The organism is Desulfitobacterium sp. LBE (genome assembly GCF_007830365.1).
In the GTDB taxonomy this organism is placed as follows: Bacteria; Bacillota; Desulfitobacteriia; order Desulfitobacteriales; family Desulfitobacteriaceae; genus Desulfitobacterium; species Desulfitobacterium hafniense.
On record NZ_VLKD01000001.1, the window covers coordinates 275221 to 299980 of the forward strand.

Genomic DNA, 24760 nt, shown 5'->3' on the forward strand with positions numbered 1-24760 from the left:
GAGGGCCGGGTTTTAATAGAGAGAGAAATGAAGAAGGGGTGTGCCTGATGGAAGATTTAAATCATTTATATGAGCGTTTTCAGACGAAGCTCCAAGCTGTGTCCGGCGAGAGTCATCGTGTAAAAACTCTCAAAGAGGCTGAGGAGCTTATTGCTCAAATCATGAAAGAAAAGGGAATTGAAAGCGTAGCAATGGTGAATTCTCCCATGGCTGAAGCGATGAACTTGCCAGAGAAGCTTTCAGCTCACGGGGTAACAGTATACATGGAGCGCTATCCGGAAGTTACTCCTACGGTCGGCGCAGGGATAACAGAAGTGAAATGGGCTGTTGCCGAATTAGGGACCTTGATTCAATATGCGGAAGATGTGAATGAACGCCTTTGTTCCTCATTTACTCCCATACATATAGCCTTAGTTCAAACCTCGACCCTGTTGCCGAATCTGATGACGGCTCTGGCCACCGTTCATAACGAACCCAGAATTCCGGGGTTTGTTGGTTTTATCACAGGTCCCAGCCGGACTTCGGATATTGAACGTGTCCTGACCATCGGCGTTCACGGCCCTGAGCAGCTGGTGGCCGTATTTGTGGATGAACAGGCAGGGGAGGGTGTAGTCAATGGCTAATGCACATTTTAAACAAGAAATCGAGAATGCCCTGGAGAATGATATCCTTAGAGGGGCATTAGGCCGTTTCGGGGATGTCTATGGGAAAAACCGGGAACAAGCTTACCAAGGGTATGATTTTGCTGCCCTGCGTGAAAAAGTGGTCGAAGTAAAATCCTATGCCGCCGAGCATTTGGATGAGATGATTGAGCAATTCGAAAAAGCTGTAACAGCACGGGGAGCTAAGGTTTTTCATGCCGCAACAGGTGACGATGCCAAGCAATATATTATCGAGCTGGCCAAACAACAAAAGGTTAAAAATATTGTCAAGTCCAAATCCATGGCTTCTGAAGAAATTCATCTCAATGCTGCTCTGCTTAAAGAAGGCTTTGATGTTCAGGAAACAGATTTAGGGGAATGGATCGTCCAGTTAGCAGGGCAGAGACCTTCCCACATGGTGATGCCGGCTATCCATATGACCAAAGAGCAGGTTGCAGACACCTTTAATAATAATCTCAGCTATACCAGCGATCCGGTGATCGCCAAATTGGTGAAGACGGCCCGCCAGGAAATGCGCAAAAAGTTCGTGGAGGCGGATATGGGCATTTCGGGAGCCAATATCGCGGTGGCTGAAACAGGCACCCTGATGATGATGACCAATGAAGGAAATGCCCGCTTAACAGCTACCTGGCCCCGTGTCCATGTTTTTCTGGTAGGTTTAGAGAAATTTGTTCCCAATTTTGAAGATGCGGGATATATCCTGCAGACCCTGCCCCGGAATGGCACGGCCCAGCAATTGACCAGCTATGTAACCATGATCACCGGCCCTAATCCTACTTATTATCCCGACGGTTCCATTGAAGATAAAGAATTTCATATTATTCTTATGGATAATGGCCGGCGCAAAATGTATGCCGATGAACAATTCAAACAAGTGTTCCAATGTATCCGCTGCGCTGCCTGCTTAAACGTTTGCCCGGCTTTCCAGCTGGTGGGCGGACATGTTTACGGACATATTTATACCGGGGGTATCGGCACCATTTTGACCGCTTTCCTTAATTCGGAAAAGGATGCCGAGAATCCGCAGAATCTCTGTCTCCAATGCGGCAAATGTACAGAAGTATGTGCCGGTAAACTGGATATCCCGGGAATGATCCTGGAGATTCGCAATCGCATCGGTGATCAAAAGGGTTTGCCCATGACTCCGAAATTCATTCTGGATGTGGTCTCTAACCGACGCCTCTTCCACTCTTTATTGCGTGTGGCCTCCAAGGCCCAGCTGCCTTTTTCCAAAGGTCAGCCCACCATTCGCCATTTGCCTTTCTTCTTGTCAGGACTGACGGAAAAGAGAAGCCTGCCCACGATTGCCGATGTTCCCTTCCGGGATGTGATCAAGAAGATGAACCAGGATGTTAAGAATCCTAAAGGCACCATTGCCTTCTTTGGCGGTTGCCTTGTGGACTTTGTCTATCCCAAAATCGGGGAAGGTGTCGTCAGGGTTTTAAATGAAAAAGGGTATAAAGTAACTTTCCCGGAAGGCCAGTCCTGCTGCGGGGCTCCCGCATCTTATATGGGTGACCGTCAAAACGCCCGCAAATCAGCGATCATGAATATCGAGGCCATGGATGCCGAAAAAGTGGATTATGTGGTTTCGGCCTGCCCCACCTGTACCCATGCTTTGATTGACAGTTTTAGAGAACTCCTGGCCGACGATCCGGCTATGCTCAAACGTGCCGGAGAGCTCAGCAGGAAATCCATGGACTTTGCCAAGCTTCTGACCATCTTAGGCGGTCTTGAAGAAGGGGGAGACGGAGTCCCCTTAAAGGTTACGTATCATGATTCCTGCCACTTAAGACGGAAAATGGGGGTCATTGAGGAACCGCGGAACATCCTTTCCAATATCAAGGGTGTCGATCTGGTGGAAATGAATGAGTCGGATCGTTGCTGCGGATTTGCCGGCTCTTATTCTATCAAATTCCCGGAGATGTCCGGACCGATTCTGGAAAGAAAACTTCGCAATATTGAAGCCACCGGGGCAGATGTTGTGGCTGTGGACTGCCCGGGATGCCTGATGCAGATTAATGGCGGATTGGATCAAACAGACCTGAAGGTCAAGGTAAAACACACCGCAGAGTTGCTTCTGGAAAAACGCCAAAAGCAAAAATAATTTTAAATAACCGGTGGAAAAGGGAAAGATAAAAGGAAGCACTGCTCTCGTAGCCGTGCTTCCCTTAATTATTATTTAAGTAATATTTCCTAGAAATGCAGATTTTGTGGTAAAATAAAACTATCGATTAACAGGGAGCTGGGAGAAACGATGATTAAAGCTATTCTTTTTGACTTAGATGGAACCTTAACCTTAATGGATCAGGAAGAATTCATGAAAAACTACATAGGACTTTTGGCTCCGCGATTTAAACAGTATATTTCTCCTGATAAATTCGCCAAGCAGCTCAACCGGTCTACTGAGGTGATGATGAAACAACCTCAGGAGGGTAAAACCAACCTGCAAACTTTCTTTGCTGATTTTACCAAAGCGACCGGGTTGACTTATCATACATTATGGCCGGTTTTTGAAGCATTCTACACCACCGACTTTCCGGCTTTGCGTCTTTTAGTCAAGTTAAATCCCCATGGCAAAGAGGCGGTAGAGACTGCTTTACAAAATGGCTATACGGTAGCTATTGCGGCCAATCCGTTTATGCCCTTGATAGCCATCGAAGAGCGGATTCGTTGGGCAGAGTTATCCCCCCAAATCTTTTCGGTCATTCCGTCTATAGAGTCCTTTCATTACTGCAAACCCCATACAGGCTTCTATGCCGAGTTAGCCGAGAATCTCGGCCTGCAGCCCAGCGAATGCCTCATGGTTGGCAATCATCCCGTAGAGGATGTGGCTGCTCAGGAGATTGGCATGCAGACATTTTATGTAGGTGAGCCTGTGGAGGGGATTCAGACAACCTACCAAGGGGATATTTCTGATCTGACCCGCAAGATTCGGGAGGGAAGTCTCTAGTCAAAGTGAGGGAGCTGGAATGGGAGTATTTGTTCAGCAGGTGCCGTCAAGGGTCTTGAATACTGCAGAATCAAATCATGTACCTAAACATATCCGGGGTGTCCTTGAAGAGTTTTTAAGAAGATATAGTGAGTTGCAGAGGGTAAGACACCGGGAGGTGGCTTGCTTGATGGCTGTTATTTCATTTGGTTTTCTCAGCCTTTGGGGCATGCTCTTTCCCAAGTACCCGGCGATTTCTTTCTGGCTCAATAGCTTGCTGCTGGTGGGATTTATTCTGACTCTCGTCCAGTATGTTAAAGTGCGCAGGGTATCCCAGCATGTTTATATAAATGTTCATATCCTCTATCATCATCTGTTAGGGAAGCTGGAAGTTGGCTTTTGTGAGCATGAGTCTCCTTGTCAATGTGCTGAGATCTTCCGCAAATACATGTGGAACCGGTACGGGATTTCATTTTATGGGAATTCCATCTAGCCTTACTTATTATTGGATGATGAAAAAGGGAATGGACATAATATAAAGGTATTCTCTCAGAGGATAAAAATCAAAAGTTAAGCTAATGAAACCATGAAAGGGAGGAATTTATGATGCAAAAGTATGTATGCACCATCTGTCAGTATGTCTATGATCCTGAAGTAGGAGATCCGGATTCCGGAGTAGCTCCTGGCACAGCTTTCGAGGATATCCCCGAGGATTGGGTATGTCCTACTTGTGGTGTAAGCAAAGATCAATTTGAAGTATACGAAGGATAATGTCCCCGTATAAAAAACCTGTCACATTTGACAGGTTTTTTGCAATTTTATTGGTTAAACCTTACAGAACCCTGACCGGGAGTAAGGCAAAATCTTCATCGATGAAGATTTTGAATTCTTTTCGTCCAAGGCGAAGCCCGTCACCAGTCCGTACTTCCTGGTGAATTTCATTTATTTTCCCGGACATCTACTATAGTCTATGCGGTTGGATTATAGATGTGACAGTGTATACATATTTTTCCACGTCGTTCGGGATTTAAATATGATCATTCTCCGTTCAAATAAGACTCCATGACCCGCCAGGAAATTGAGTCATTATTTATAGTATATTCCAGCAGCATATAGCCGCTGATATGGCCATCTTCAAAATAAGCAAGGACCCATTTATCCGTAAGGACATGAATATCCTCCGGAAAGTAGAAGCCCATCGTTCCGCCCAGAACCCCGTCATAGGGAATCAGTTCGGGATGCTGGATCAGATCGACCGTAACATCTTTAAGCTTTCCGTTAAAACCCTTTCTTTGCAAGCTATTTATGATGTGCGAACCATTCACCGAATTCAAACCATCCGGCTCCCACAGGCCAAGGGTTATACGGTGATGATCGGCATTGAGGACAAGATAGCCGAGGATGTCCGCCATCTCTTCTTTGGTGAAATCCGTGGTGTTCATTTGATAGACCGCCAGGCAGGTGAGGTTGGGAATCCCAGCCAGCCTTAAATTGATAGAGTCGATGCTGTCGCTGGCCGCGTCAAGATTATAAATCTCGCTTTCCGGCCTGTTTTTGTTTAGCCCATTTGTATCATCGTCAAATACCGTAAAATAAGTATGGTCATTGCCGGTCAGCTCTTTATTTTTCCAGACGTACAGCTCCGCGCTTTTTTCCGGGTAAGGATTCTCAAAATCTACAAGAGCTACGCCACCCATACCTTGGCCGGAATTCGCTATGATCCAGGGTTTTTCTTTATTCTCCCTGACCAGCGTAAAGCCGATATATTGGTTCTCTCCGCTGTTGTAAGGAACCTTGGTCCCGTCATACTGAACATTGAGATAAGCATCCACCAAAGCGATTTTTTCTTCAGTCAAGCCCATCATGACGGCAGCTTCGCCGCTTAAGATAGTTTGGATATGCTGCTCGTTCCGGATGGCCTGGATGCTGTTGATCTCAAGGCTGATGACGCCAAAATCGTTTTTCATGCCTTCCAGATGCTGCTTTACGACTTCTACAGCCGCATTCTGATCCGCCTGACTGAGTACGGCAGTATTTCCTATCTGCGGATTGCCGCAGCCCGCGCATAAAAATAATGCCAGGATCAGGGTTAGCCATACTCTCATACCACTCACCTCCTTGGGAAATTAATCCTTCAGTGTCGTATCCCCTCGAGATTAGGCACTATTCTAAGGACGAAAAGTAATTGATGATTGCTATATAAAGCGGATAACCTATTGCAGCAGCAATCATTAGAAGGCACCACAATCCCCCCAAATAATACGGTCAGACCAGCTTCTGACCGCAGTTGGAGCAAAAATTGGCACCATCGGTCTTCTGCCCGCAGTTGGGGCAGAAATTAGGCTTTATTAAACCGGGTTCGCTGCCACCCTGGGGTGCGTGGCTGCCTCTCCCTTGGGTTTGTTCCCTCTGAGGACTGGTCACGCCCTTGATCATTTCATTGGCCATCTGCATCCCGATAGCCATACCGGCCATATCGGCTGCAGCACTGCCGCCCTGTCCTTTGCCGCCGGCGATTCCGTCCAGTACGGATACCTGCTGATAACGGCCCATATCGCCAATCATGGTGTGGGAGGCAGCTTTGGCAATCATTTGCTGGATTTCTTCGGGATAGGTGAAGCTCATGATGGTAAGCTGGCTTACCGTGATGCCCATATCGTAAATCTGCATATCCAGATCCGTTTTCAGGCCGTCAGCGATAGCGAAGGAGTTGGACTGCAGATTGAACATATCCCTGCCTTCCTGGACGATCCATTTCATCAGAAGCTGGTCCAGCAGCGCCATGATGCGCAGCCTGACATCCTCCACCAGGAACGAATCCTTTACCCCCGCAATTCTGTCAATCAATTTAACATAATCATTGACTTTAAAAGTAAATGTTCCGTTAGCACGGATGGGAATACCACCGGGAAGCTGGGGTGTGGGAATGTTGATGGCACTTTTGGTACCCCATTTTGCCGTAAATTCCTTGGTGTTGACAAACAGCACCTCAGCGCGCATCCCTGAATTGAACCCGAATTTAAAGCCCTGGAGGGTAGACAGAAAGGGGATAATCTGGGACTCGATGTCATAATCGCCCTCGTCTTTAAAAATTCCCTCTATCCTGCCGTTAAAAAGGAAAATAGCATCCTGCCCCGGGCGGATAATCAGCTTACTGCCTCGTTTGATTTCGCGGTTGTGCCATTTCCAGAAGATCATGTCCTCGCGAAATTCTTCCCACTCCACCACATTGGAAAACTGTCCTGAAAAAAATCCCATGTAGTTTCCATCCTTTCTATGCTAAAATCGCGTTTTTAATTCAGTATTAGAAGCTTCGGCCGCCGCCGCTGTGGGAATGACCTCCGGGAGAAACTCCGCCGCCCCCGCCGCCAAAACCGCCTCTGCCACCACCAAAGCCGCTGTTGTTGTGCTCGTCCTTTTTCGGTCGTCTTACTTTAGTCACGGTGGTTCGGATATACTGGTCACTGTGGTCAAGCAGACGGGAATGTGCAGGATCGAGATAGGTGCGATTATTGGTCGTGACCCTGCCTCCGGAGCGGGCCGCCATAATGCTCACCGCTGCGGCACCGATCACCGCCGCCAGGCCAAGCTGGAAAAAGGTATTGAAGAAGATGGAGTCCTCCTGTTTGTTGTATCCGGCACCGTTGCCTTGGGGCGGGTTATAATGGGGGGAGCCGCCAGGATTTACTCCGGGGGAACTTTGGACCTCCTGCCGCATATAATAAGCAGCCTGTTCCGTATACCCGAGCATGGCGTCAAAGTATTTTCCCTCAGCCAGCTGTGGGGTAATGTCATCCAGGATGTATTCGATCCGTTGATTATTGAGATAGGTTTGGGCTATGCCATAGCCTTGGATTTCCACACTGCGCGCACCGGGTGTCATATTCAGCAGCAGCAGCGCCGCCGAAGGGTACACACCGTCCCCATCGGCGACCTTGGCATCATAGAACTCCTCCAAATAGAGCTGCGGGGTTTTTCCGCCCAGATCACTGGCTGTCACGATAACAATAGCGATGTCACTTTCCGAGCCATATTGCCGGCAGGCTTCCTCCAGGGATGCGCGCTCGTCTTCAGTGAACAGCTGTGCGTCGTCAAAAATGTGTTGATCCTGCAAGGCTGCCGTCACGCTGCCTGGATAGACGGCGTAAAAAACGATGACCAAAAGCAGTGCAAGCTTTGCCGCTCTTTTACCCATTATAAAACCCCTCCTCCCAGCAACATAGCAATAATTTTAATGATGACAAAGGATGTTGTGCTGATGCCGGCGAACCAGGCCGCAATTTTTCCCGGACTGAGGGGGGGCTTGCCGACGATTTTGCCGGTCTGGCCGTTCATGGCAAAAACATATTCCTTCTGACCATAGTCATAACGAACCATCCACACGGGAAAAAGGGCGTAATCGGCCTTTTTTTCATTAATGTTGATATTTTTGCTGATGAAGTTGGTGGTGGTATAGCCGTTGATGGTGGAGTTGATATAATCGGATACATAGCCCTCCACTCGGGCGCGCACCCGGGGGAACAGCTCCCGGTTGTCATAGTCATACTTTTCAGCCAGAAAACCAGCCAGATAGGGCATCATGAAATCTTTTAAGCTGCCATAATCATAGGGCTCCAGTTTATCCATCAGGGCATCGTCCATCTTCTGTGAGGCGTCCACAGGCACTTGCAGATAATTCAGGTCAACAGTGCGGTGCACATGAAAAAAGCTGGTTTCTGTGTAGTTATAGTCGGCGTCTGAGTAAGCCCTTACCTTAGTGCATTCCGCCGTGGCTTCTCCCCAGCCATTAAGATCATACAGCCAGAAGGGCACATAGATGCCGGTGATGCCCTTGATGCGGTTGGCGGACATCAGCTCCTTGGGGGTAAGCAACCCCTTTCGGCACCATTTTTTAAAGGCCTCCTGGGCCTGCTGGCGGTCGATGGCAAAGGGAATGACCTTGGCGGGGGCAAAACTGCCTTGAAGGCGGTCGTTCAAAACAACTGCCGCATTGCAAAAACTGCAGGAAGTGGCCACAGTGTCTTTGTCAGTGATCAGTACCGCACCGCAATTCTGGCAGTGGTATTGATTGACTGCGCCCTCGGCCCAAGGGATATGCCCCTTGGAAGCCGCAGTTCCTGGGTTTTGGGCATCGCCCTGCTTGGGTATCTCTTCGATGCTCTGATCTGTACCGCAGCTGTCGCAATGCAGCATGCCGCTGGTACTGTTAAATGCCATATCCGCTCCGCAATTCGGGCACTTATAATGTACCACCATGGATTCGTCTGCTCCTTTCAGCGCTGCTTCTTTTCCTGGAACATAGTTCAAGTCTTTGAGGTATGATGCAAAAAAGAAGCTGCCTCGGATGATTTCTTCTCAGGCAGCTTCCCCCATAATTACTTATTTAAGCTGGCTTTTAAGGCGGCAAGCTCATCATCAATGCTGGTATCAGGCTCTGCATCATATTTGGCCGCCAGATCCTTAATGGAAGACTGGGACGACTTGTTCAGCTCAGCCATGGCTTTGGCTTGGTCCAGGGCCTTATCCGCCAGCGCTTCATACCGCTCAAAGCTGGCCATGGAATCGTTGGCACCTGAAACCGAGGACATCATTTTGTTCATGCGGTCCTGGGTCTTCGCCGCAGCCAGTTTGCCCTTAATCATCTCCTTGCGGGATTCCAGTTCACCGATATCCCCAACCAGCTTATCATGCATTTCCCGCATATGGGCAGCGTTGGCCTGGGCAAGATTGCAGGCTTCCTGCAGTCCGGTCAGCTTGGCTTGCAAAGAGGCTTTATGGGTCAGAAATTTTCTGGCATCCGCTTCATTGCCAGCTTCCAGCGCTTTGAGCGCGTAAGACTGCATTTTTTCAATGTCGGCCTGGCATTCATCCAGCTCTCTTTGGGCGCGCTGTTCTTCCGCCATAATGGTGGCAGTTTCCGACTTGACCTTGCCCAGATCGCTGTTCAGGTTCCGCAGGCACTGCTCGATCATCTTTTCCGGATCTTCCACTTTATCAAGCAAGGCGTTGATATTGCTTGACATAATCTCTCTGAATCTCCCCAGTATACTCATGCGTTATTCCTCCATCATCCTATGATTTATTGTATTGGGGGCCTGAAAACCCCATTCAGCATGGTCTATAGCGCTATATTATGTTTATGTTAGTTCACAAATATTATATCACGGGCAGAGTAAGGCATCAATCATGGGGAATTATTTGCAATTTATCAATAGACATAGAAAAAAGCCGCTTCGCTGAGTTTCGGTCAGCAGGGCGGCTTTCTGTCTGTGTTAAAGCAGGTCAGCTTATGGTATCGGAAGGAAGTTCATAGTCAGATCCTGGTTCGCCGGTGTCCCGATAGATGGACATATCCCTGTCGGTTTGGACCGGCTCAAATTCACCATTATCCGTTACGGCGGCCTGGGCGGAGCTCGGTTCTGCCGTATTGTTTTCGGCACCGGGCATGGACATTGGATAGCCAAGTACTGCGCTATCTTGACCGGCCATTGCAGTGGAGGTCATCTCGGAGGTCGTATCGGCTATCCTATCGCGGTCAGGGTTTTGACCATTTGGTGCAGGTGTGGGAGTCCCTCTGAAAACGTCTTGATCTTTCAAATTAATCACCTCAAGACCATTATGAGCTTTTCCCGGCATGATTATGCATTTTATAAAGCAAGGACGGCAGCTTCATCCCGATCCAGTTTATCCATGCAAAGCTTTAAGCGCTGAAGCAAAGCCGGCTCCTTAACCGCATCCCTCATCTGCCGCAGCAGGTCAATGGTGCGGCGAATGACCGAGATAATATCCCCTTCATCCAGATTGGACAAACGCTGAACTTCGGCAAAGGAAACCCCTTGACTCCAGGAATAGACAATGACCGCTACCCGGGGATCATAGCGGACGGATTCCGGGCCGCAGACACTCTGAATATAACGGGCTAAATCCTGCAGCGGAGTCCAGTCCAGAACGGGGAGCCTTTGAAAGTAATCGTTCTTGCGGGCCTCAAAATCAATGGCCGATAATAAGGCATTCAACTGGTCATCGTCCATAGTTTCCAAAAGTCCTGAAAAAATCAGTTCCGTGACCAATAATTCCTGAACATAAATATGACGGGCACATTCCCCGCGGGGAAGCAGCTCGTCCTCCCGTATGTACCCCATTTGGATTAATTGATTCTTTTTAAACTGGAATTCATTGAAAAAGAAGTTCTGATCCGGCAGAGTTTTCAGATCTTTACGGATTTCAATCATCCTTTGCTGCAGCTTTCGCCGTTGTTTGCTTTCCTCCTCGCAAAGAGCCAGCTTGGCGCCGGGGCATTTTTGCGGGGTTGTGGTCAGGAGCCTTTCCCAGTTTTTAATCTTGCGCGCCATTTCCCGGCCATAGACCCGGTTTTGGCGGCGGGGGCCCAAGGCTTGATAGGATCGTTTGAGACGATCAAGCTCTTTCTTTTTCGGCAGATATTTCACAGGGCAGGCAAAGGAGTCGGTGTGCCGGCACACATGCTCCCCTTTTCCGTTGAATTGTTCCTCCAGTTGAGCCAGCTCAGCAATCAACTGACCGTGAGTTTGCAGATTGCTATGGGCTGCAAAGCTCTTTTGAAAGTAAATCTGGATTTGCTCATAGGAAAGGGTGGCCTGAAGATTGAGGACCGTGTTATAACTTAATTTAAATTGGCTGGTGAGCGGTTCCAGGCGATTGATGTTAAAGCGCGGAGGTGGGTTCTTTTCCATGTAATTCAGATCGACTAAAGCAAAGGAGTAACCCCGCTCATCCAATCCCCGGCGTCCGGCCCGTCCGGACATTTGGAAGAATTCATGATTGGCCAGGGGGCGAAAGTTGCGGCCGTCGAATTTATTCAGGGTATCAAAGCAGACGGAGCGAACGGGATAGTTGATGCCAACGCTGAAAGTTTCGGTGCAGTAGAGAACATGAATGAGGCGTTTGAGGAAAAGCTCCTCCACCAACACTTTTTGCGAGGGCATCAGACCGGCATGATGAAAGGCGATCCCTTTGACGGCTAAGCGTCGCAAAAGCCTAGTGGAGGGGTACCAATCGCTTTCCGGTCCGAAATGTTCCAGGAAGGCGTCCTCTACTTGTCTTTTTTCCTGGGGTTTCAAATAATTGGCGATCAAAGCTAGCTCAGAAGCCTTATCAGCACATTGCTTGCGGCTGAAAACAAAATAAAGGGCAGGCAGATAGTGTTTTTGGATCACTTTAATTAAATCCAGATGATGGGTGGGGGCAAAGATACTGCCTTCTGTAGGCTGGGCAGATTGGATCCGTTGGCGGTAATACTTCCAGAGCTTCTCGTAATTGACCAGACCGGTATCCTTGGCGAAATAATAGTATTCCAAGGGTACGATACGATGGTTTTCCTGGATCAGGGCAACCTCTTCCTGACGTATGCTGCCGATCCAATCCACCAATTGCCGGGCATTGGCCACGGTAGCACTAAGGCCTAACAGTTTCATATGGGGAGGGGCTAAGATGATCGACTCCTCCCAGACTGTGCCCCGTTCTTCATCGTTAAGCCAATGAATCTCATCAAAGATGATGTAGGATACCGATTCTAAAGCGGGATCGCCGGTGATCACTTGATTGCGGAAAATCTCGGTGGTCATGATCAGCAAAGGAGCTTCCGAGTTCAGCACCACGTCTCCCGTTAAAATTCCGACCTTATCTACGCCGAAAAGCTGCTTATAGTCCTTAAACTTTTGGTTGCTTAAGGCTTTAATCGGGGCGGTATAAATAATCCGGCATCCTTCGGACATGACTTTTTCCACGAGGTAATCGGCGACAAGGGTCTTTCCCGTACCGGTGGGAGCTGCAACAATGACAGATTGCCCCTCGTCAATAGCATCTAAGGCTTCTTCTTGAAACCGATCCAAAACTAAGCCGTGGTATGTGCGCTCAGACACGAAAATCAACTCATTTCTTCCAGGAGTTCTTCTCATTTTAGCAAACCCTTATTCCAGGGTCAAATTATGGCAGGATTTCCTGCAAAAAATGGCATGAGGAAGGCGATAAGCCCATATGATGAAACAAGAACTGGCCAAGGGGGGAGTCTGAATGTCATTGCGCCTAGAGGCCGAACAAGCTATGGGGCTTCGCTTCCCAGAGAGAAATGGTGAGGCGGTCATTCGTTTTGAGGAAACGATGGAGGTGCCCCATGGAGCTGAAGTGCTTATGCGGGGTCTTTATCGTGATCCCGACGATATCAAAAAAGGATTTAAGAACCTCCACCAGGAGACAGCCACCCTGCTGGAGATCCTCATGCCCCGTCGCGCCCGCCTGAAAGAATGGTTGGAAGAACTGCCTGAGCAACCTAAAGAAGCTGAGTCTTTTTTACGCGAAACATCGGAAAAGATTCAGCATCAGGATCGCAAAGTTTCCCAACTGGAACATGAATTGATATCTAAATTAGTGGAATCCGGCTTAGAGGATTTATTCCCGCTGCCGCTATCGGCCTTTGCCACACTCTCTTATACTGATCCTTGCGCCAAAATCTTCCTGAGGCCTTTGGGAAGACTTGCCGAGATACTTAAATTAAGCCCCGAGATTTTGCGGCAAGTGGTGCGGGTCCATTTTCTGTACAGCTTGCTTATTCTGGCAGGTCAGGATTTGGATGGCCAATCCTGCCAACGGGGCAATGAGGATGCCGTTCTCATCGGCATTGCTTCCTTTTTTACCCTCAAGCATCTGAAGAAGCATCCTCCTGAATTTCAGCATTGTTATGGGGAATGGGTGAAAGCTTGGGGCGGAAAAAGTTTTCAGCGTTTAATTGCCCAGGAAAGCAGTGTAGAAAAAGTAAGAGCCGCCATGATCTTTTGGCGGCGCAATCCCGAATTATCCTGGGATGGTATTTGGAATGGTCTCCAGTCCTTTGAGATGGAAAAGATCACAAGCCCACGGCCTCTTTCCTCATGGCCAGTCCGCTAGTTCATGGGGGCGAAGGATTTCCATGCGATCTTCATTAAGACGAAGGACGCCTGATTTTTTCCACTGATTGAGGGTGCGGTTGACCAGTTCCCGTGAAGTACCGATCATACTGGCTAAGTCCTTATTGGTCAGGGTGGCATCGTAGTAAATAGGCTCACCGGGTGATGAGGCCGGCTTAGCCATTCGCAGCAGCAGCATAGCCAAAATCCCCGCCGTGGACCGGCTGGTTAAGATCCGAATAAACTCTTGATTCATCCGCAAACGCATATTGAGCTTGCGAATGAGAGCAACGGCCAGGCGGGGGTGATTTTCGAGAATCTTAACCATGCCCTGATTGGAAAGCACAAGGAGGGTGCTTTCTTTAAGTACTTCCGCCGTGGCCGGATAAGAACCCGGTTCCACCAAGAGAATTTCGGCAAGGCTGTCCTTGGGACCGCACCAATCGAGGATTTGTTCATCCCCATTGGGCAAGGTCTTGCTGAGCTTGACCTGGCCTTCTAAGATAAAGTAAACCTGGGAGCCGATCTCCCCTTCGATAAAAAGGATCTGGCCTTTTCTGTATTTGCGGGTTTTAAATTGAGGCAGCAGCGGAAGCAAATCCTCGTCCGCCAGAGATGAAAACAAAGTAAACTGCCTGAGAATTCGCGGGTCAAGCAAAGCGGATACCTCACTTTTAATTCAAATAAGATCTTCACATGGTATCGCGGCAGCGAATACTAATAATAGTAGATAGCTTTATTTAAAAAGCGGGGAAGGGATCTATAGCAAAATTTTTAAAGGAGAGTTGAGATGGAAAGATCAGAAAGCATTCCCATCGAGGTTCAGTTTACGGCTAACTCACCTTTTAAAATCACCGCGTTGATCATTCAATTCCTGGTCATCGTCTTGATTATAGTATGTGGCAGTGAGTGACTCGATCCGGAGGAAGGAATAAGCAAGATCAATGTGAAGGCGTATCCGCCACCTGCTTGGCAGCCAGAACAATAGCGGAAAGAACCCGGGTTTTGTCCGGCAAGGAATCCAATTCCAAATGGGTAAGTATTTCTCCCCGGAGGGAAACACAGTACCTGCTGGGCAATTGATTTAAAGTAAGGGCTTTGATATCGGCCTGGCAGCGTTCACAATCACAAGGTAGTTTGAATTTTTGCATATACTCTTTGAGGACATGCTGCACCACATCTTCGGTGTGGTTTTTTAATTCGTACATCTTTCTACCTCCCTAGTCAATGGTTCTATTCACTCTTATAATAGATGGAATTGAGGTTAGGCACAAGAGAATTTGCAAAATTCTTCCCAATCCATCCTGAGCCATTGCCAACACTATTTCAACACTATTTATTAATGAGAAAAATAAGGAAAAATGTACACCTGGAGAAGAGTTTGGGGTAAAATACCACTGGGCCACATTGTGAAATGAGGGAAAGATATGCAAAAGATTAAACTCATTGCCACCGGGGGGACGATTGCCATGCGCAAGGACTCCTTTGGCAAGACCGTACCGGCGGTTACCGGACATGATCTTTTAGAAAGTATACCGGAATTGCAGGAATCAGCCTTTTGGGATGTGGAAGAATTCAGCAATCTTGCCAGCTGTAATTTTAATCCTGAGCGGATGCTTCAGTTGGCACGGCGTGTGGAAGAGGCTTTCGCCGATCCCGACTGCATGGGGATCATCATCACCCACGGAACGGATACCTTGGAGGAAACGGCTTATTTTCTGGAGCTTACAGTCAAAGACAGCCGGCCCGTCATATTGACAGCCTCCCAAAGAGATGCTTCAGAGAGAGATTCCGACGGCCCCCGCAATTTACATAACTCCATGCGCATTGCCATGGATCCCCACGCTAAGGAACGAGGGGTGTTGATCGCTCTAAATGAAGAGATTCATGCCGCCAGGGATGTGCGGAAATTACACACCAGCCACGTGGATGCTTTTAGTTCCGGCGAAGTAGGTTCATTGGGAAGCATTGACCATGATGAGGTGTTATGGCATCGCAAACCTGAGCCCTCGGTAAAATTTGACCTCCCTGAAAAACTGGCCAAGGTCATGATCTGCAAAGGCTATACCGGCATGGACGGCAGAATGCTGGAATGTATGGTGGACGCTCAAGTGGAGGGAATAGTCATCGAGGCCTTTGGCCGGGGAAATCTCCCCCCGGAGGTTGTTCCTTCGATAGGGAAGATTACGGCGGAAAATATACCTGTGGTCATTACGTCACGTTGTTTATTTGGACGAACTGCTCCTGTCTACGGCTATCCCGGCGGCGGAGCAGAGCTTCAACGCCGGGGGGCACTTTTTGCCGGGGATCTTTCTACAGAGAAGGTTCGTTTGCTCCTGAGTATTGCCTTGGGGCAGAACGTTTCCCACACCCGGCTTAAAGAGATTTTGAGTCGTGGCGGAGTAAAGTAGACAAGCCAATGATAATCCATTACAATCCTAATGAAGGATTGCTGCGGAGGCTATGAAAGCGAGGAATTACTCATGGATTTTTCCGGTAAAGATAAAGCTGCTTATGTACAGGATACGTTTAACTCCATTGCCAAACGCTATGATGTTATGAATACTCTCATGAGTTTCGGTTTAGACAAGGGCTGGCGCAAAAAGGCCGTTCAGACGGTCGAAGCAAAGCCTGGCATGACTATGGTGGATATATGCTGTGGCACAGCTCAGCTCTCCTTGGAACTGGCCATGACCGTGGGTGAGCAGGGGCAGATAACCGGTTTGGACTTCTCTGAAAATATGCTGAAAAAAGCTCAGGAGAATTTAGCGGGTTCCCCCTATCGTTCCATCATTGAACTACGGCAAGGAGATGCCATGAATCTGCCCTTTGCGGATAATTCCTTTGACGGGGCCACGGTAGGCTGGGGGCTGCGCAATCTGCCTGATTTGGAAAAAGGGATTCGGGAAATGATTCGTGTGGTCAAACCAGGCGGGATGGTGGTTTCCTTAGATATGGCCAAACCGACCATGCCGGGGTTCAAACAGGGTTATTGGCTCTATTTCAATAAACTCGTTCCCCTGATGGGAAAAATCTGGGCCGGGAAAGCCAAAGCCTATCAATACCTCCATGATTCTGCCGTAGAATTCCCGTCACAACAGGAGTTAGCCAATATCTTTGCCCGCTGCGGGTTAACGGAAACCCGCTATCAAAATCTTGCCGGTGGGGTAGTGGCTATTGTCAGTGGCCGCAAACCCAGATAAGAGGCGGAACAATAAGTACATAAGCAGTGGTTTGAGAGTTTTACTCATGAATTTATGCTAGAATAATAGTAATGAAATTTACGAGGTGATGACATTGGCAGAAATAACAATCGGTGTCAAGGGAAGAGCGGAAAAAATCGTGGATCAAACCAATACGGCTAAAACCATGGGAAGCGGGTCGTTGGATGTCTTCGCTACTCCGGCTTTAGTAGCGATGATGGAAGAAGCAGCAGTGAGTGCGCTGACATTGTCAGAAGAGCAAAGCAGCGTCGGTGTATCCCTGGATATTAAACATACAGCAGCCACTCCTTTGGGCATGAAAGTGTGGGCTAATGCCGAGCTGGTCGAAGTCGATCGTCGTCGCTTGGTCTTTAAACTGGAAGCATACGATGATAAAGAACTTATCGGTTCCGGAACCCATGAGCGTTTTATCATCGATGTGGAAAAATTCATGATCAAGACCCAAGCCAAAAGCGGAGAACGGGAGTAATTGACGTGGAAAGCTATGTTACAGTCTTCGAAAGTTCAACATGGGAGCAAGTCATTGAGAAATCCCGTTTCATTGGGGTTGTTCACCCGGTACAGAACCTGGAAGAGGTGGAGCAAAGACTTCATGATATCCGTCAAAATTACCCTAATGCCCGGCACTATGTTTATGCCTATCGCTTGCATCAAGGAAAACTGGAAAAATCCACCGACGACGGAGAACCTCAGGGCACCGGCGGCCGACCAGTGCTTGACGTTCTGCAATATCGTCAGATCTGGGATGTACTCATTGTGGTCATTCGGTATTTTGGAGGCGTTCTCCTTGGCGCGGGCGGATTGACACGAGCCTATGGAGGGACGGCACGCCAACTGATGGATAAGGCCTCCATAGGGCGGCTGGTACCCCATCTTATCTACGAGATTGAAGCAGGCTATGATTGGTATGAGCCGTTGAAATATTGGTTTAAACAGTTTTCCTGGGCCACCGGCGAGGAAGAATTTCTGGCTACCGTCAAGCTTCAAGTTTACATTCCCTGGGCGGAGAATCAGCGCTTTCGAGAGTGGCTGGCTGATTTTGCCGATCAGAAAATTGTTCCCCGGGAAATAGGGAACACCTTGTGTCCGCTGTCCAATGAACTTTAAGGTTCATGGGGCTGCGGTCTCTTTTTCTTAAATTCCCAAACGTTTGGGAATTTAAGGCTGTACAAATCGTCAGACTATTTTTAATATAAGAAAAAAATAACTTTCACTTGTCAATGCATTTGTTTTCACATATAATATAACTAAAGTTAGTGCATTAAATAACGAAGTTTATATAGAACACCTTGTCACTACTTAAATAACCAAGTGGAGGAGGCTGAAATTATGTTAGGTTGGATTGCCATGTTCATTCTGGGTGCGTTTTTATTAAGCTGCGGAGTGGCTGTTTTTGCATCTTGTCGTCAGATCTTTAATGTGACTTTTAATTCCTTTAACACTCCAAAAAGAACCAAAAAGTTTGTTAAGCCCGCACAAGCTTAACTATCAACTGAAAAAATAGGCATAGGCCGTCCTCCCAAAGGACGGTCTATTTTTGTTGCCCGCTCTCTGTCCTTTGGCGCATACTTCCTTTAGCCAAGTGGTACATTAAGGGGATAAGGAGGAGAGCCATGCTTACTTTAGCTCATTGGGTATTCCTTTTCTTTATTCTGATGATTATAGTAACCTTATTCTTTCGTAAGCCCCCGATTCTTCCGGCAGCCATCGGCTTATTTGGGGTGGGACTGGCGGAAAGCCGCAATGGGATCGAGGCGGTTCAGATATCTTTTCGAGCCCTTATCCTGGCCACAAGCAATCTCCTCGGGGTCATTATATTGATTGGGCTGGTGGTCGCCCTTACCCAATTATTGCAAAAGACCAAAGCAGATCAAATTTTAGTGCGGCCTCTGCTGAAGATAAAATCCATGAGTTTGGCCTATTGGGCGGTGGGAGTCACCATGTGGGTATTAACCCTCTTGATTTGGCCAACTCCGGCCTTAACCCTTTTAGGAGCAGTTGTGGTGCCGATTCTGGGGAGAATTGGCATTCATCCTCTGGTGCTGGCAGCAAGCTTAGCCATCTTCGGCAAAGGTATAGGGCTGTCCGGTGATTTTATCATTCAAGGGGCCCCTTCCTTAGTGAGCAAAGCCACGGGAATTCCCGTAACGGTTCTGCTTTCAGCATCTTTTCCAGTGGTCATCTTGAGCGGAATCTGCGGAGCGGGTTTCGGCTATATCGCTTTAAGGCTTTTTTTAAGTGCGGAACAGGGGGCGGCAGATTCCCCAAGGTCTGAACCCGGCTCTGAACCCTTACAGATTCCCCATGAGCGTGGCCGGCTATTGGCTGGAATAATGGCTTTAGGATATACAGGAACTGTCTTCATGATTCTAATGTTTAAGATTCACGGTGATGAAGCCAGTGGGTTAATTGGTGGGGTTACTCTGCTCATCTTATGCATTTGCACTGTGCTTACGGAGGGAAAGAACGCTTTCAGTCAATTTATTAATTACGTCAAGGACGGCTTGCGTTATGCTATGGGAGTCTTTGCTCCGATTGTGATGATGGCCGGTTTCTTTTTTATGGGAACAGCCGCGGGGAGTGAACAGATTTTTCTCAAGGAAGGAGCGGGTTTCTTTTATGATTATACAATCCTGCTGGCTGAATGGATCCCGCTCACTAAGTGGACGGTGGTTGGGCTGGTCACCTTTACTGCGGTCCTTGCTTCCTTGGATGGGTCCGGCTTTTCCTGTCTGCCTCTGGTGGGGGGAATGGCGATAGCCCTAAGCCAGGTTTCACAAATACCGGCTGTTCCTTTAGCCGTTCTGGGCCAGGTGGTCGGAATCTGGACCGGTGCGGCGTTAATTCCCTGGGGATTTGCGGCTGTGACATCTGCAGTCGCAGGTGTGGATGTCCAACGGCTCATGAAATATATCCTGCCAGCCTATCTTGCCGCAATTCTCACGGCTCTGGGGTGGACTCTGTTTCAACTATGATTTAAGAATTGTACAAAAGAGAAGGAGAAACTAGGTTTATGTCGAATATACGAGATAGTATAAGATAATGAGGGGGGAGCAGAAGATTTCGTTATATTGGATAACAGTAATACTTGTCAGTGCTCCCTTTATCGTAATCACGACTCGGATGGCCTATAGATTCAATTTAAAAAGATGGGAAGCTGCATTGGTGTCGTTCTTGATGATCGCTTTTGCTCTGGTTTTTCCCATTGTTCTTCGTCGTGAAAAAGTTCTTCATTGGCTCTTTGGCGCTTGTGGCCTTCTTTTGTTCACCGTGGGGATAACAGCCGTCAGAAACCGCTCCCAATCTCCGCCTGAAAGCAGCATCATTGTGGATGAACCGAAAGAAGACGATGTGTTCTGTCCGGACGAAGCTGCTATATCCCACCAGGAGGAAGTTGCCATATCCTATCAGGAAGAAGATACGGTATCCTTTTCCGCGGAAGACGGCCCATCTGATCCGGTGGAAGAAAAGAGAGCCGACACACCTGAGGTTCTGCTGCCGGAGCATGAGCAGGAAGCAACTGAAGAAGAAGCTGTTAAAGAAGAAGCCGGTGATGCTGAGCCTATGGAGATTTTCGTTGAAGATGAAGAATCTGTGGAAACAGAGGCGAACCGAAGCGAAGAGGCAAACATAATTGAAGAAGTCACCAAGCTTGAAGAAATCAGGCCTAAGGAAAAGAGCATAAATGATGACATTCTCCCGGCCTCCGAGCCGGTTGAAGAAACTGAGCCCCCGTTTATACATATGAAGGAATTCAGTCTGCAAGAGTTAATTGAAAAAGGGTTTCAGGCCAAAGAACAGGAGCGTTTCCACCTGGCGGCGGAATGGTTTATGTTGGCCTTAGATCAAAAGCCGTCCTATGACATCGCTTTTTACCTCATTGTGGAGACCTGTGAGCATTGGAAGAATGGCTCCTCTATTTATGATGCGTTGGATAAGGTTGCCCCTTATATCAATGAGTATATTCAAAATGCACCCCCGGAGTGGAGAACCCAACTGATGGAATGGCTGGACAATGAAAATCTACCTGTTCCAGGGGAATTTAGGAAGGATTGATTAAGTAGATGAAGGCAAGTGTTGAAATCAAAGGGTTACGAATTATTAGTATATCAGAGGGCACACAAGTGGGGACAGTTAAGGACTTCATTTTAAACCCCCAAAAGGGAAGCCTGGATTTTTTTGTCGTCGATCAGCCCTCTGATTATTTTGGGGCGAAAGTCATTGCTTACGCTGATATTGTTGGTTTAGGGGAGTTTGCTTTGACTGTTCCTAATCCCGGCGTGATTCAAAGCGTGGCAGGAAATAATGAAGCTCAGGAACTGATTAAACAAGGTGTAGAAGTCATCGGAACGAAAGTACTGACCAAAAAAGGAGCCTTGAGCGGCGAGGTTAAAGAGATTCTCATCGATGAAGAGACCGGAAAAATCGCCCAATGCCTGTTTACTGATAATCAAGGTGAAGAGCATCAGGTGGCCGGAGAGCAAATCATTACTTACGGTAAGGAACTTTTAATTATCGAAGGAAACCCTGGTGAAATAAAGGCAGAAGCAGTAAGCGAACCTGTAAACACTGTAAATGTTGTAAATCCTGTAAGCCCTGTAAGTGCTGGTCCGGTGGAAGAGCAAGTGCCTCAGGCAGTCCCTGCTCCAGTTGAAGTAACTGTGACGGAACAGCAAAATGAAGTAACGGAGTTTAACCTTTTTGAGCAGCGTCAATTACAGTATTTTGTGGGTAAAGCCGTAGTTCAGGATATTGTTTTAGATAATGGTGAACTTTTGCGCGCCGGTGAGCCTATGACTGAAGAGACAATTCGTCAGATTACCACGCGGAACAAATTAATGGAAATTACATCGTTACTCCATAAAAACTAAGTTGTGGTTATGCTATGTTAAGAAGGAAACCATGGGTCTTTCTTTTGGTAATTTTATTTAGTCAGCTTAGCTTATCTATACTTTTGGGGGCTACGGTAACCTACGGTGCGGGTTATGCGAAAGCACCCGAGGGGTTGACGGTTTGGGAAAAAGATCTGGGTGGGATGACCAAGGAAGAGGCCTATGCAGTCCTTGCCGAAGTCATCCCCAAGGCTGTTGTCTATGACCAGGCCGTTTATTCCTTAGAGCTGACCCAAACCGATCAAGACCTCAAAGACTATCTGGCAAGTCAATACATCATTTCCACCGGAAATGTCATTACAGATGCCTTTGAGTATCTGCACAGAATGTCAAGGACTATCCCGTCTCCTGAGTTACTCAATCAGGAGGAAGTCCTTGCTCAACTCCGCAAGTTCGCTCTGGATATCGATCAACCGGGTAAGGCGGCTGAAGTCTATTATGAGAATGGCGAGTTCGTCATCGAAGAGGGCAGCTTAGGAGTCAGACTTGATGTGGACAAATCATGGGAACAACTGCAGCAAAGCAAAGACATGGAGACGGTGCCCCTCATTACTGAGGTCATAGTGGTTCACCCTACCACGGCCGAATTAGAGAAGGTCAAGGATCCCTTAGGGGATTACACTACCTATTTTAATCCTTCCTTTCATGAACGGGTTACCAATGTACGACTTGCTGCTGAAGCGATCAATGGCCTTATTCTTCCACCGGGTGGTGAATTTTCTTTTAATGATACGGTGGGAAAACGTGAACCTGAAAGAGGGTATTTACCAGCTTTAATGTATATGGGCAATAGAGTTGTCACAGATGATGGCGGAGGAATCTGCCAGGATTCGACCACTCTTTATCAAGCAGCCAAACAGGCCAGGCTGGAAGTACTGGAAAGATACAGCCATTCTCTGCCGGTTTCCTATGTTCCCGTGGGACAGGATGCTACGGTTGCTTATGGAGCGCTGGATTTCCGCTTTCGTAACACAACTCAGGGTTATCTGCTGCTTAATGCGGCTACAGGCGGCAATTGGATTCGGGTGAGAATTTTCGGTGTGGCCGATTCTGAACACCCTGCGCTTGACGAACCGGACGGTTATCCTGTAAAACCCAGAGAATGGTTAAAGTAATAAGTAATACAAAAAGTTAATGATACAAAAGCCGCCCATTGTGAGCGGCTTTAATGTTTAGGTTCAATTACCTGTAGTTTTCAATCATGAGTTTCAGGGCAACCAGCAGAGACATGGTGATAAAGATGGGTTTAATCAGGGCGCTGCCCTTACGAATGGCCAGAGTGGTACCGATTCGGGAACCCAAAAACATGGATAAGGCCATAGGGATTCCGTAAGCATAAATGATCTTGCCGCTTATAGCGAAGAGAATAAGTGAAACAAGGTTGCTCACGAAATTAAGGACTTTGGCATTGGCCGAAGAGACAATGAAATTAAAGCCATAAAGAGTGATATAGCCAAAGATTAGAAAAGAGCCGGTTCCCGGACCGAAAAATCCATCATAAAACCCCAGTGCAAAAGCAAAAAGGAAGCCCCAAAACCGTTTTAAGGGAGTTACTCCTTGAAACCTATCCTCAACCCCCAGATTCTTTTGCCACAAAGTGTAAAAACCCACTAAAAGAATCAAAACCGGAACGGCTTTGGTTAGTAAATCAGCGGAAAGGTGCAGGACAGACCATACCCCAAAACAGGTTCCCATCAACGTAAAAGGAATCTGCCATTTAACCACGGAAAAAAATACTTTTCCAGAGCGGGCATAGGTCATAGAGCTGGTCAGAGAACCTATAGTGGAGGCAAATTTATTCGTTCCCAAGGCATGATGAGGAGGAACACCAACCAGCAGCAAAGCGGGGAGGCTGATTAATCCTCCGCCTCCGGCAATAGCATCGATCAGGGCGGCGATAAATCCGAGGATACAGAGCAAGATAATGTCGTCCAACATAAAAATCCTCTTTCTAATGGCAAAATTTTGTTCCGATATACCGCTTAAGGCGATTTAAAAAAACCTGCTAATAGTGTAGGATGAAGAGTAAGAAGGTGTTCAAAGGGGGAGACTTAGTGCGTCAAGTCAGTGTGAATTCCCTAAAAATCGGTGACGTTTTGGGTAAAACCATTTATTCAAGCAATGGGCGGGTCTTATTGGGAAAAGGGGTTAAACTTACACCTCTTTATATCAGTAAGATGAGAGATATGGGAATCACCATTGTTTATATTGAGGATGATCGGTTTGAGGATGTTATTCCCGAAGATGTTATTGATGAGGAGAACCGCCGGGAGGCTATGGCAATCATTGAGCAAGCTTCCCAGGCGGTCCGCCTTGGGAAAAATCTGGATGATTTTCATTTGCGCAATATCGTCAGCAAGATTGTCGAAGAGATTCTGTTTAAAAAAGATATCCTGGTGAGTATGATGGACATCCGCAGCAAAGACAATTACACCTTTGCTCATTCTGTCAACGTATGTGTCCTGGCCACGGTTCTGGGCAAGGTGATGCATCTGGATAAAGAAAAACTGGAAACCCTGGCTATCGGCGCTTTACTTCATGACATTGGTATGGTTCACCTTCCCCAGAATATCCTGGAGAATCACGAACAACGTACTGAAGAAGAGGAAGAAGAATACAGGACCCATACTACCTTGGGATTTGAAGAATTGAGGAAGCGCAAGGAGCTTAACCTTGTAGTTGCCCATATAGCCTTTCAGCACCATGAGTATATTGATGGAACCGGTTATCCCCGTCAGCTTAAAGGTGATGAAATTCATCCTTTGGCTCAAATCGTGGCCATCGCCGATCTTTATGATAAGCTGACCTCCGATAACAGCGGAATGAAACGAGTTATGCCTCACGAAGCTTGTGAAATCCTCATGGGTCTCGTGGGTAAACAGTTTCCCTTGGAGCCGGTCCGTCTGTTCCTGCGCAATATCGCCGCTTATCCTACCGGGAGCACCGTTCGGCTTAATACGGCAGAAATCGGTGTGGTGGTGGACCAGAATCCCAGCATTCCTACCCGGCCCGTGGTTCGCGTTTATGATGAGATGAATTATGAAGCCGGGCAGGGCAAAGAGTACAATATGGTTGAAAATCGAACCGTCTTCATTACTGAGGTTTTGGTTTAGCACTGAAGAAAGTCTTG

General features: G+C 47.6%; 27 protein-coding genes. 17 read left to right on the forward strand and 10 right to left on the reverse strand.

Annotation, left to right across the window (positions count from 1 at the left end; all coding sequences use genetic code 11):
* The first annotated feature begins 47 nt into the window (after positions 1–47).
* From DESLBE_RS01285 to rd, 5 genes are all read left to right on the forward strand, one after another.
* Positions 48–623 carry a lactate utilization protein gene (locus DESLBE_RS01285; RefSeq protein WP_015944374.1) on the forward strand — a complete coding sequence of 192 codons (576 nt, stop codon included), beginning with the start codon at positions 48–50 and terminating at the stop codon, positions 621–623.
* A complete protein-coding gene (gene ldhH, locus DESLBE_RS01290; RefSeq protein ID WP_144674897.1) occupies positions 616–2769 on the forward strand; it encodes an L-lactate dehydrogenase (quinone) large subunit LdhH in 2154 nt (717 codons plus the stop codon). Before DESLBE_RS01285 ends, ldhH begins: the two co-directional genes overlap by 8 nt.
* A gap of 150 nt (positions 2770–2919) precedes the next feature.
* Positions 2920–3615 (forward strand): HAD family hydrolase, encoded by a 696-nt coding sequence (locus DESLBE_RS01295; RefSeq protein WP_144674898.1) that lies wholly within the window; start codon positions 2920–2922, stop codon positions 3613–3615.
* Between the two features lie 169 nt (positions 3616–3784).
* Positions 3785–4087 (forward strand): hypothetical protein, encoded by a 303-nt coding sequence (locus DESLBE_RS01300; protein ID WP_242659891.1) that lies wholly within the window; start codon positions 3785–3787, stop codon positions 4085–4087.
* A gap of 113 nt (positions 4088–4200) precedes the next feature.
* Positions 4201–4365, forward strand: coding sequence for a rubredoxin (rd, locus tag DESLBE_RS01305; protein WP_018211485.1), 165 nt, complete (start codon positions 4201–4203; stop codon positions 4363–4365).
* A gap of 266 nt (positions 4366–4631) precedes the next feature.
* Here rd and DESLBE_RS01310 read toward each other — a convergent pair whose 3' ends face one another.
* The 7 genes from DESLBE_RS01310 to DESLBE_RS01340 form a co-directional block, all read right to left on the reverse strand.
* On the reverse strand, positions 4632–5699 hold the full coding sequence (locus tag DESLBE_RS01310; protein WP_144674899.1) for a DUF4829 domain-containing protein: 1068 nt from the start codon (positions 5697–5699) through the stop codon (positions 4632–4634).
* 160 nt (positions 5700–5859) lie between these two features.
* Positions 5860–6852, reverse strand: a complete 993-nt coding sequence (locus tag DESLBE_RS01315) for an SPFH domain-containing protein (RefSeq protein ID WP_144674900.1) — start codon at positions 6850–6852, stop codon at positions 5860–5862.
* A gap of 46 nt (positions 6853–6898) precedes the next feature.
* Positions 6899–7789 (reverse strand): TPM domain-containing protein, encoded by an 891-nt coding sequence (locus DESLBE_RS01320; RefSeq protein ID WP_015944369.1) that lies wholly within the window; start codon positions 7787–7789, stop codon positions 6899–6901.
* A complete protein-coding gene (locus tag DESLBE_RS01325) occupies positions 7789–8850 on the reverse strand; it encodes a TFIIB-type zinc ribbon-containing protein (protein ID WP_144674901.1) in 1062 nt (353 codons plus the stop codon). Before DESLBE_RS01325 ends, DESLBE_RS01320 begins: the two co-directional genes overlap by 1 nt.
* A gap of 119 nt (positions 8851–8969) precedes the next feature.
* Positions 8970–9647 carry a PspA/IM30 family protein gene (locus DESLBE_RS01330; protein ID WP_144674902.1) on the reverse strand — a complete coding sequence of 226 codons (678 nt, stop codon included), beginning with the start codon at positions 9645–9647 and terminating at the stop codon, positions 8970–8972.
* A 229-nt stretch (positions 9648–9876) separates the two neighbouring features.
* A complete protein-coding gene (locus DESLBE_RS01335) occupies positions 9877–10200 on the reverse strand; it encodes a hypothetical protein (protein WP_243131385.1) in 324 nt (107 codons plus the stop codon).
* A gap of 41 nt (positions 10201–10241) precedes the next feature.
* Positions 10242–12530, reverse strand: coding sequence for a DEAD/DEAH box helicase (locus tag DESLBE_RS01340; protein ID WP_172625346.1), 2289 nt, complete (start codon positions 12528–12530; stop codon positions 10242–10244).
* Positions 12531–12645: 115 nt separating this feature from the next.
* Here DESLBE_RS01340 and DESLBE_RS01345 point away from each other — a divergent pair, with 115 nt between their 5' ends.
* The gene (locus DESLBE_RS01345) at positions 12646–13515 is read left to right on the forward strand and encodes a hypothetical protein (protein WP_144674904.1); all 870 of its coding nucleotides are present in this window, start codon (positions 12646–12648) and stop codon (positions 13513–13515) included.
* Here the strand turns inward: DESLBE_RS01345 and DESLBE_RS01350 are convergent.
* Positions 13498–14172 carry a Crp/Fnr family transcriptional regulator gene (locus DESLBE_RS01350; protein ID WP_005813002.1) on the reverse strand — a complete coding sequence of 225 codons (675 nt, stop codon included), beginning with the start codon at positions 14170–14172 and terminating at the stop codon, positions 13498–13500. The genes DESLBE_RS01345 and DESLBE_RS01350 overlap by 18 nt on opposite strands.
* A gap of 132 nt (positions 14173–14304) precedes the next feature.
* Here DESLBE_RS01350 and DESLBE_RS27215 point away from each other — a divergent pair, with 132 nt between their 5' ends.
* On the forward strand, positions 14305–14427 hold the full coding sequence (locus DESLBE_RS27215) for a hypothetical protein (RefSeq protein WP_005813004.1): 123 nt from the start codon (positions 14305–14307) through the stop codon (positions 14425–14427).
* Between the two features lie 28 nt (positions 14428–14455).
* Here the strand turns inward: DESLBE_RS27215 and DESLBE_RS01355 are convergent, their stop codons facing one another.
* Positions 14456–14722: a late competence development ComFB family protein gene (locus DESLBE_RS01355; protein WP_005813007.1), complete on the reverse strand. Its 267-nt coding sequence runs from the start codon at positions 14720–14722 to the stop codon at positions 14456–14458.
* 219 nt (positions 14723–14941) lie between these two features.
* On the opposite strand from DESLBE_RS01355, the gene DESLBE_RS01360 reads away from it, so the two are divergent.
* The 9 genes from DESLBE_RS01360 to vanW-I all read left to right on the forward strand — a co-directional run bounded on the left by DESLBE_RS01360 (position 14942) and on the right by vanW-I (position 22745).
* Complete coding sequence (locus DESLBE_RS01360; protein ID WP_018211493.1) at positions 14942–15925, forward strand: asparaginase; 984 nt, start codon at positions 14942–14944, stop codon at positions 15923–15925.
* Between the two features lie 72 nt (positions 15926–15997).
* Positions 15998–16717, forward strand: coding sequence for a demethylmenaquinone methyltransferase (locus DESLBE_RS01365; protein WP_035242893.1), 720 nt, complete (start codon positions 15998–16000; stop codon positions 16715–16717).
* Positions 16718–16811: 94 nt separating this feature from the next.
* Complete coding sequence (locus tag DESLBE_RS01370; RefSeq protein WP_015944360.1) at positions 16812–17207, forward strand: thioesterase family protein; 396 nt, start codon at positions 16812–16814, stop codon at positions 17205–17207.
* A gap of 5 nt (positions 17208–17212) precedes the next feature.
* Positions 17213–17845, forward strand: a complete 633-nt coding sequence (locus DESLBE_RS01375; protein WP_018211495.1) for a YigZ family protein — start codon at positions 17213–17215, stop codon at positions 17843–17845.
* Between the two features lie 222 nt (positions 17846–18067).
* A complete protein-coding gene (locus tag DESLBE_RS26430; protein ID WP_005813017.1) occupies positions 18068–18223 on the forward strand; it encodes a hypothetical protein in 156 nt (51 codons plus the stop codon).
* A 128-nt stretch (positions 18224–18351) separates the two neighbouring features.
* A complete protein-coding gene (locus tag DESLBE_RS01380; protein ID WP_144674905.1) occupies positions 18352–19713 on the forward strand; it encodes a citrate transporter in 1362 nt (453 codons plus the stop codon).
* A gap of 190 nt (positions 19714–19903) precedes the next feature.
* Entirely contained in the window at positions 19904–20794 is an 891-nt protein-coding gene (locus DESLBE_RS01385; protein WP_243131210.1) for an MFS transporter, read from the forward strand.
* Between the two features lie 8 nt (positions 20795–20802).
* Entirely contained in the window at positions 20803–21609 is an 807-nt protein-coding gene (locus tag DESLBE_RS01390) for a PRC-barrel domain-containing protein (protein ID WP_144674907.1), read from the forward strand.
* Between the two features lie 14 nt (positions 21610–21623).
* On the forward strand, positions 21624–22745 hold the full coding sequence (gene vanW-I / locus DESLBE_RS01395) for a glycopeptide resistance accessory protein VanW-I (protein WP_018211499.1): 1122 nt from the start codon (positions 21624–21626) through the stop codon (positions 22743–22745).
* 67 nt (positions 22746–22812) lie between these two features.
* On the opposite strand, the gene DESLBE_RS01400 is transcribed toward vanW-I, so the two are convergent.
* Positions 22813–23568, reverse strand: coding sequence for a TSUP family transporter (locus DESLBE_RS01400; protein WP_018211500.1), 756 nt, complete (start codon positions 23566–23568; stop codon positions 22813–22815).
* Positions 23569–23684: 116 nt separating this feature from the next.
* Here DESLBE_RS01400 and DESLBE_RS01405 point away from each other — a divergent pair, with 116 nt between their 5' ends.
* Complete coding sequence (locus DESLBE_RS01405) at positions 23685–24743, forward strand: HD-GYP domain-containing protein (protein WP_018211501.1); 1059 nt, start codon at positions 23685–23687, stop codon at positions 24741–24743.
* Positions 24744–24760: the final 17 nt, after the last annotated feature.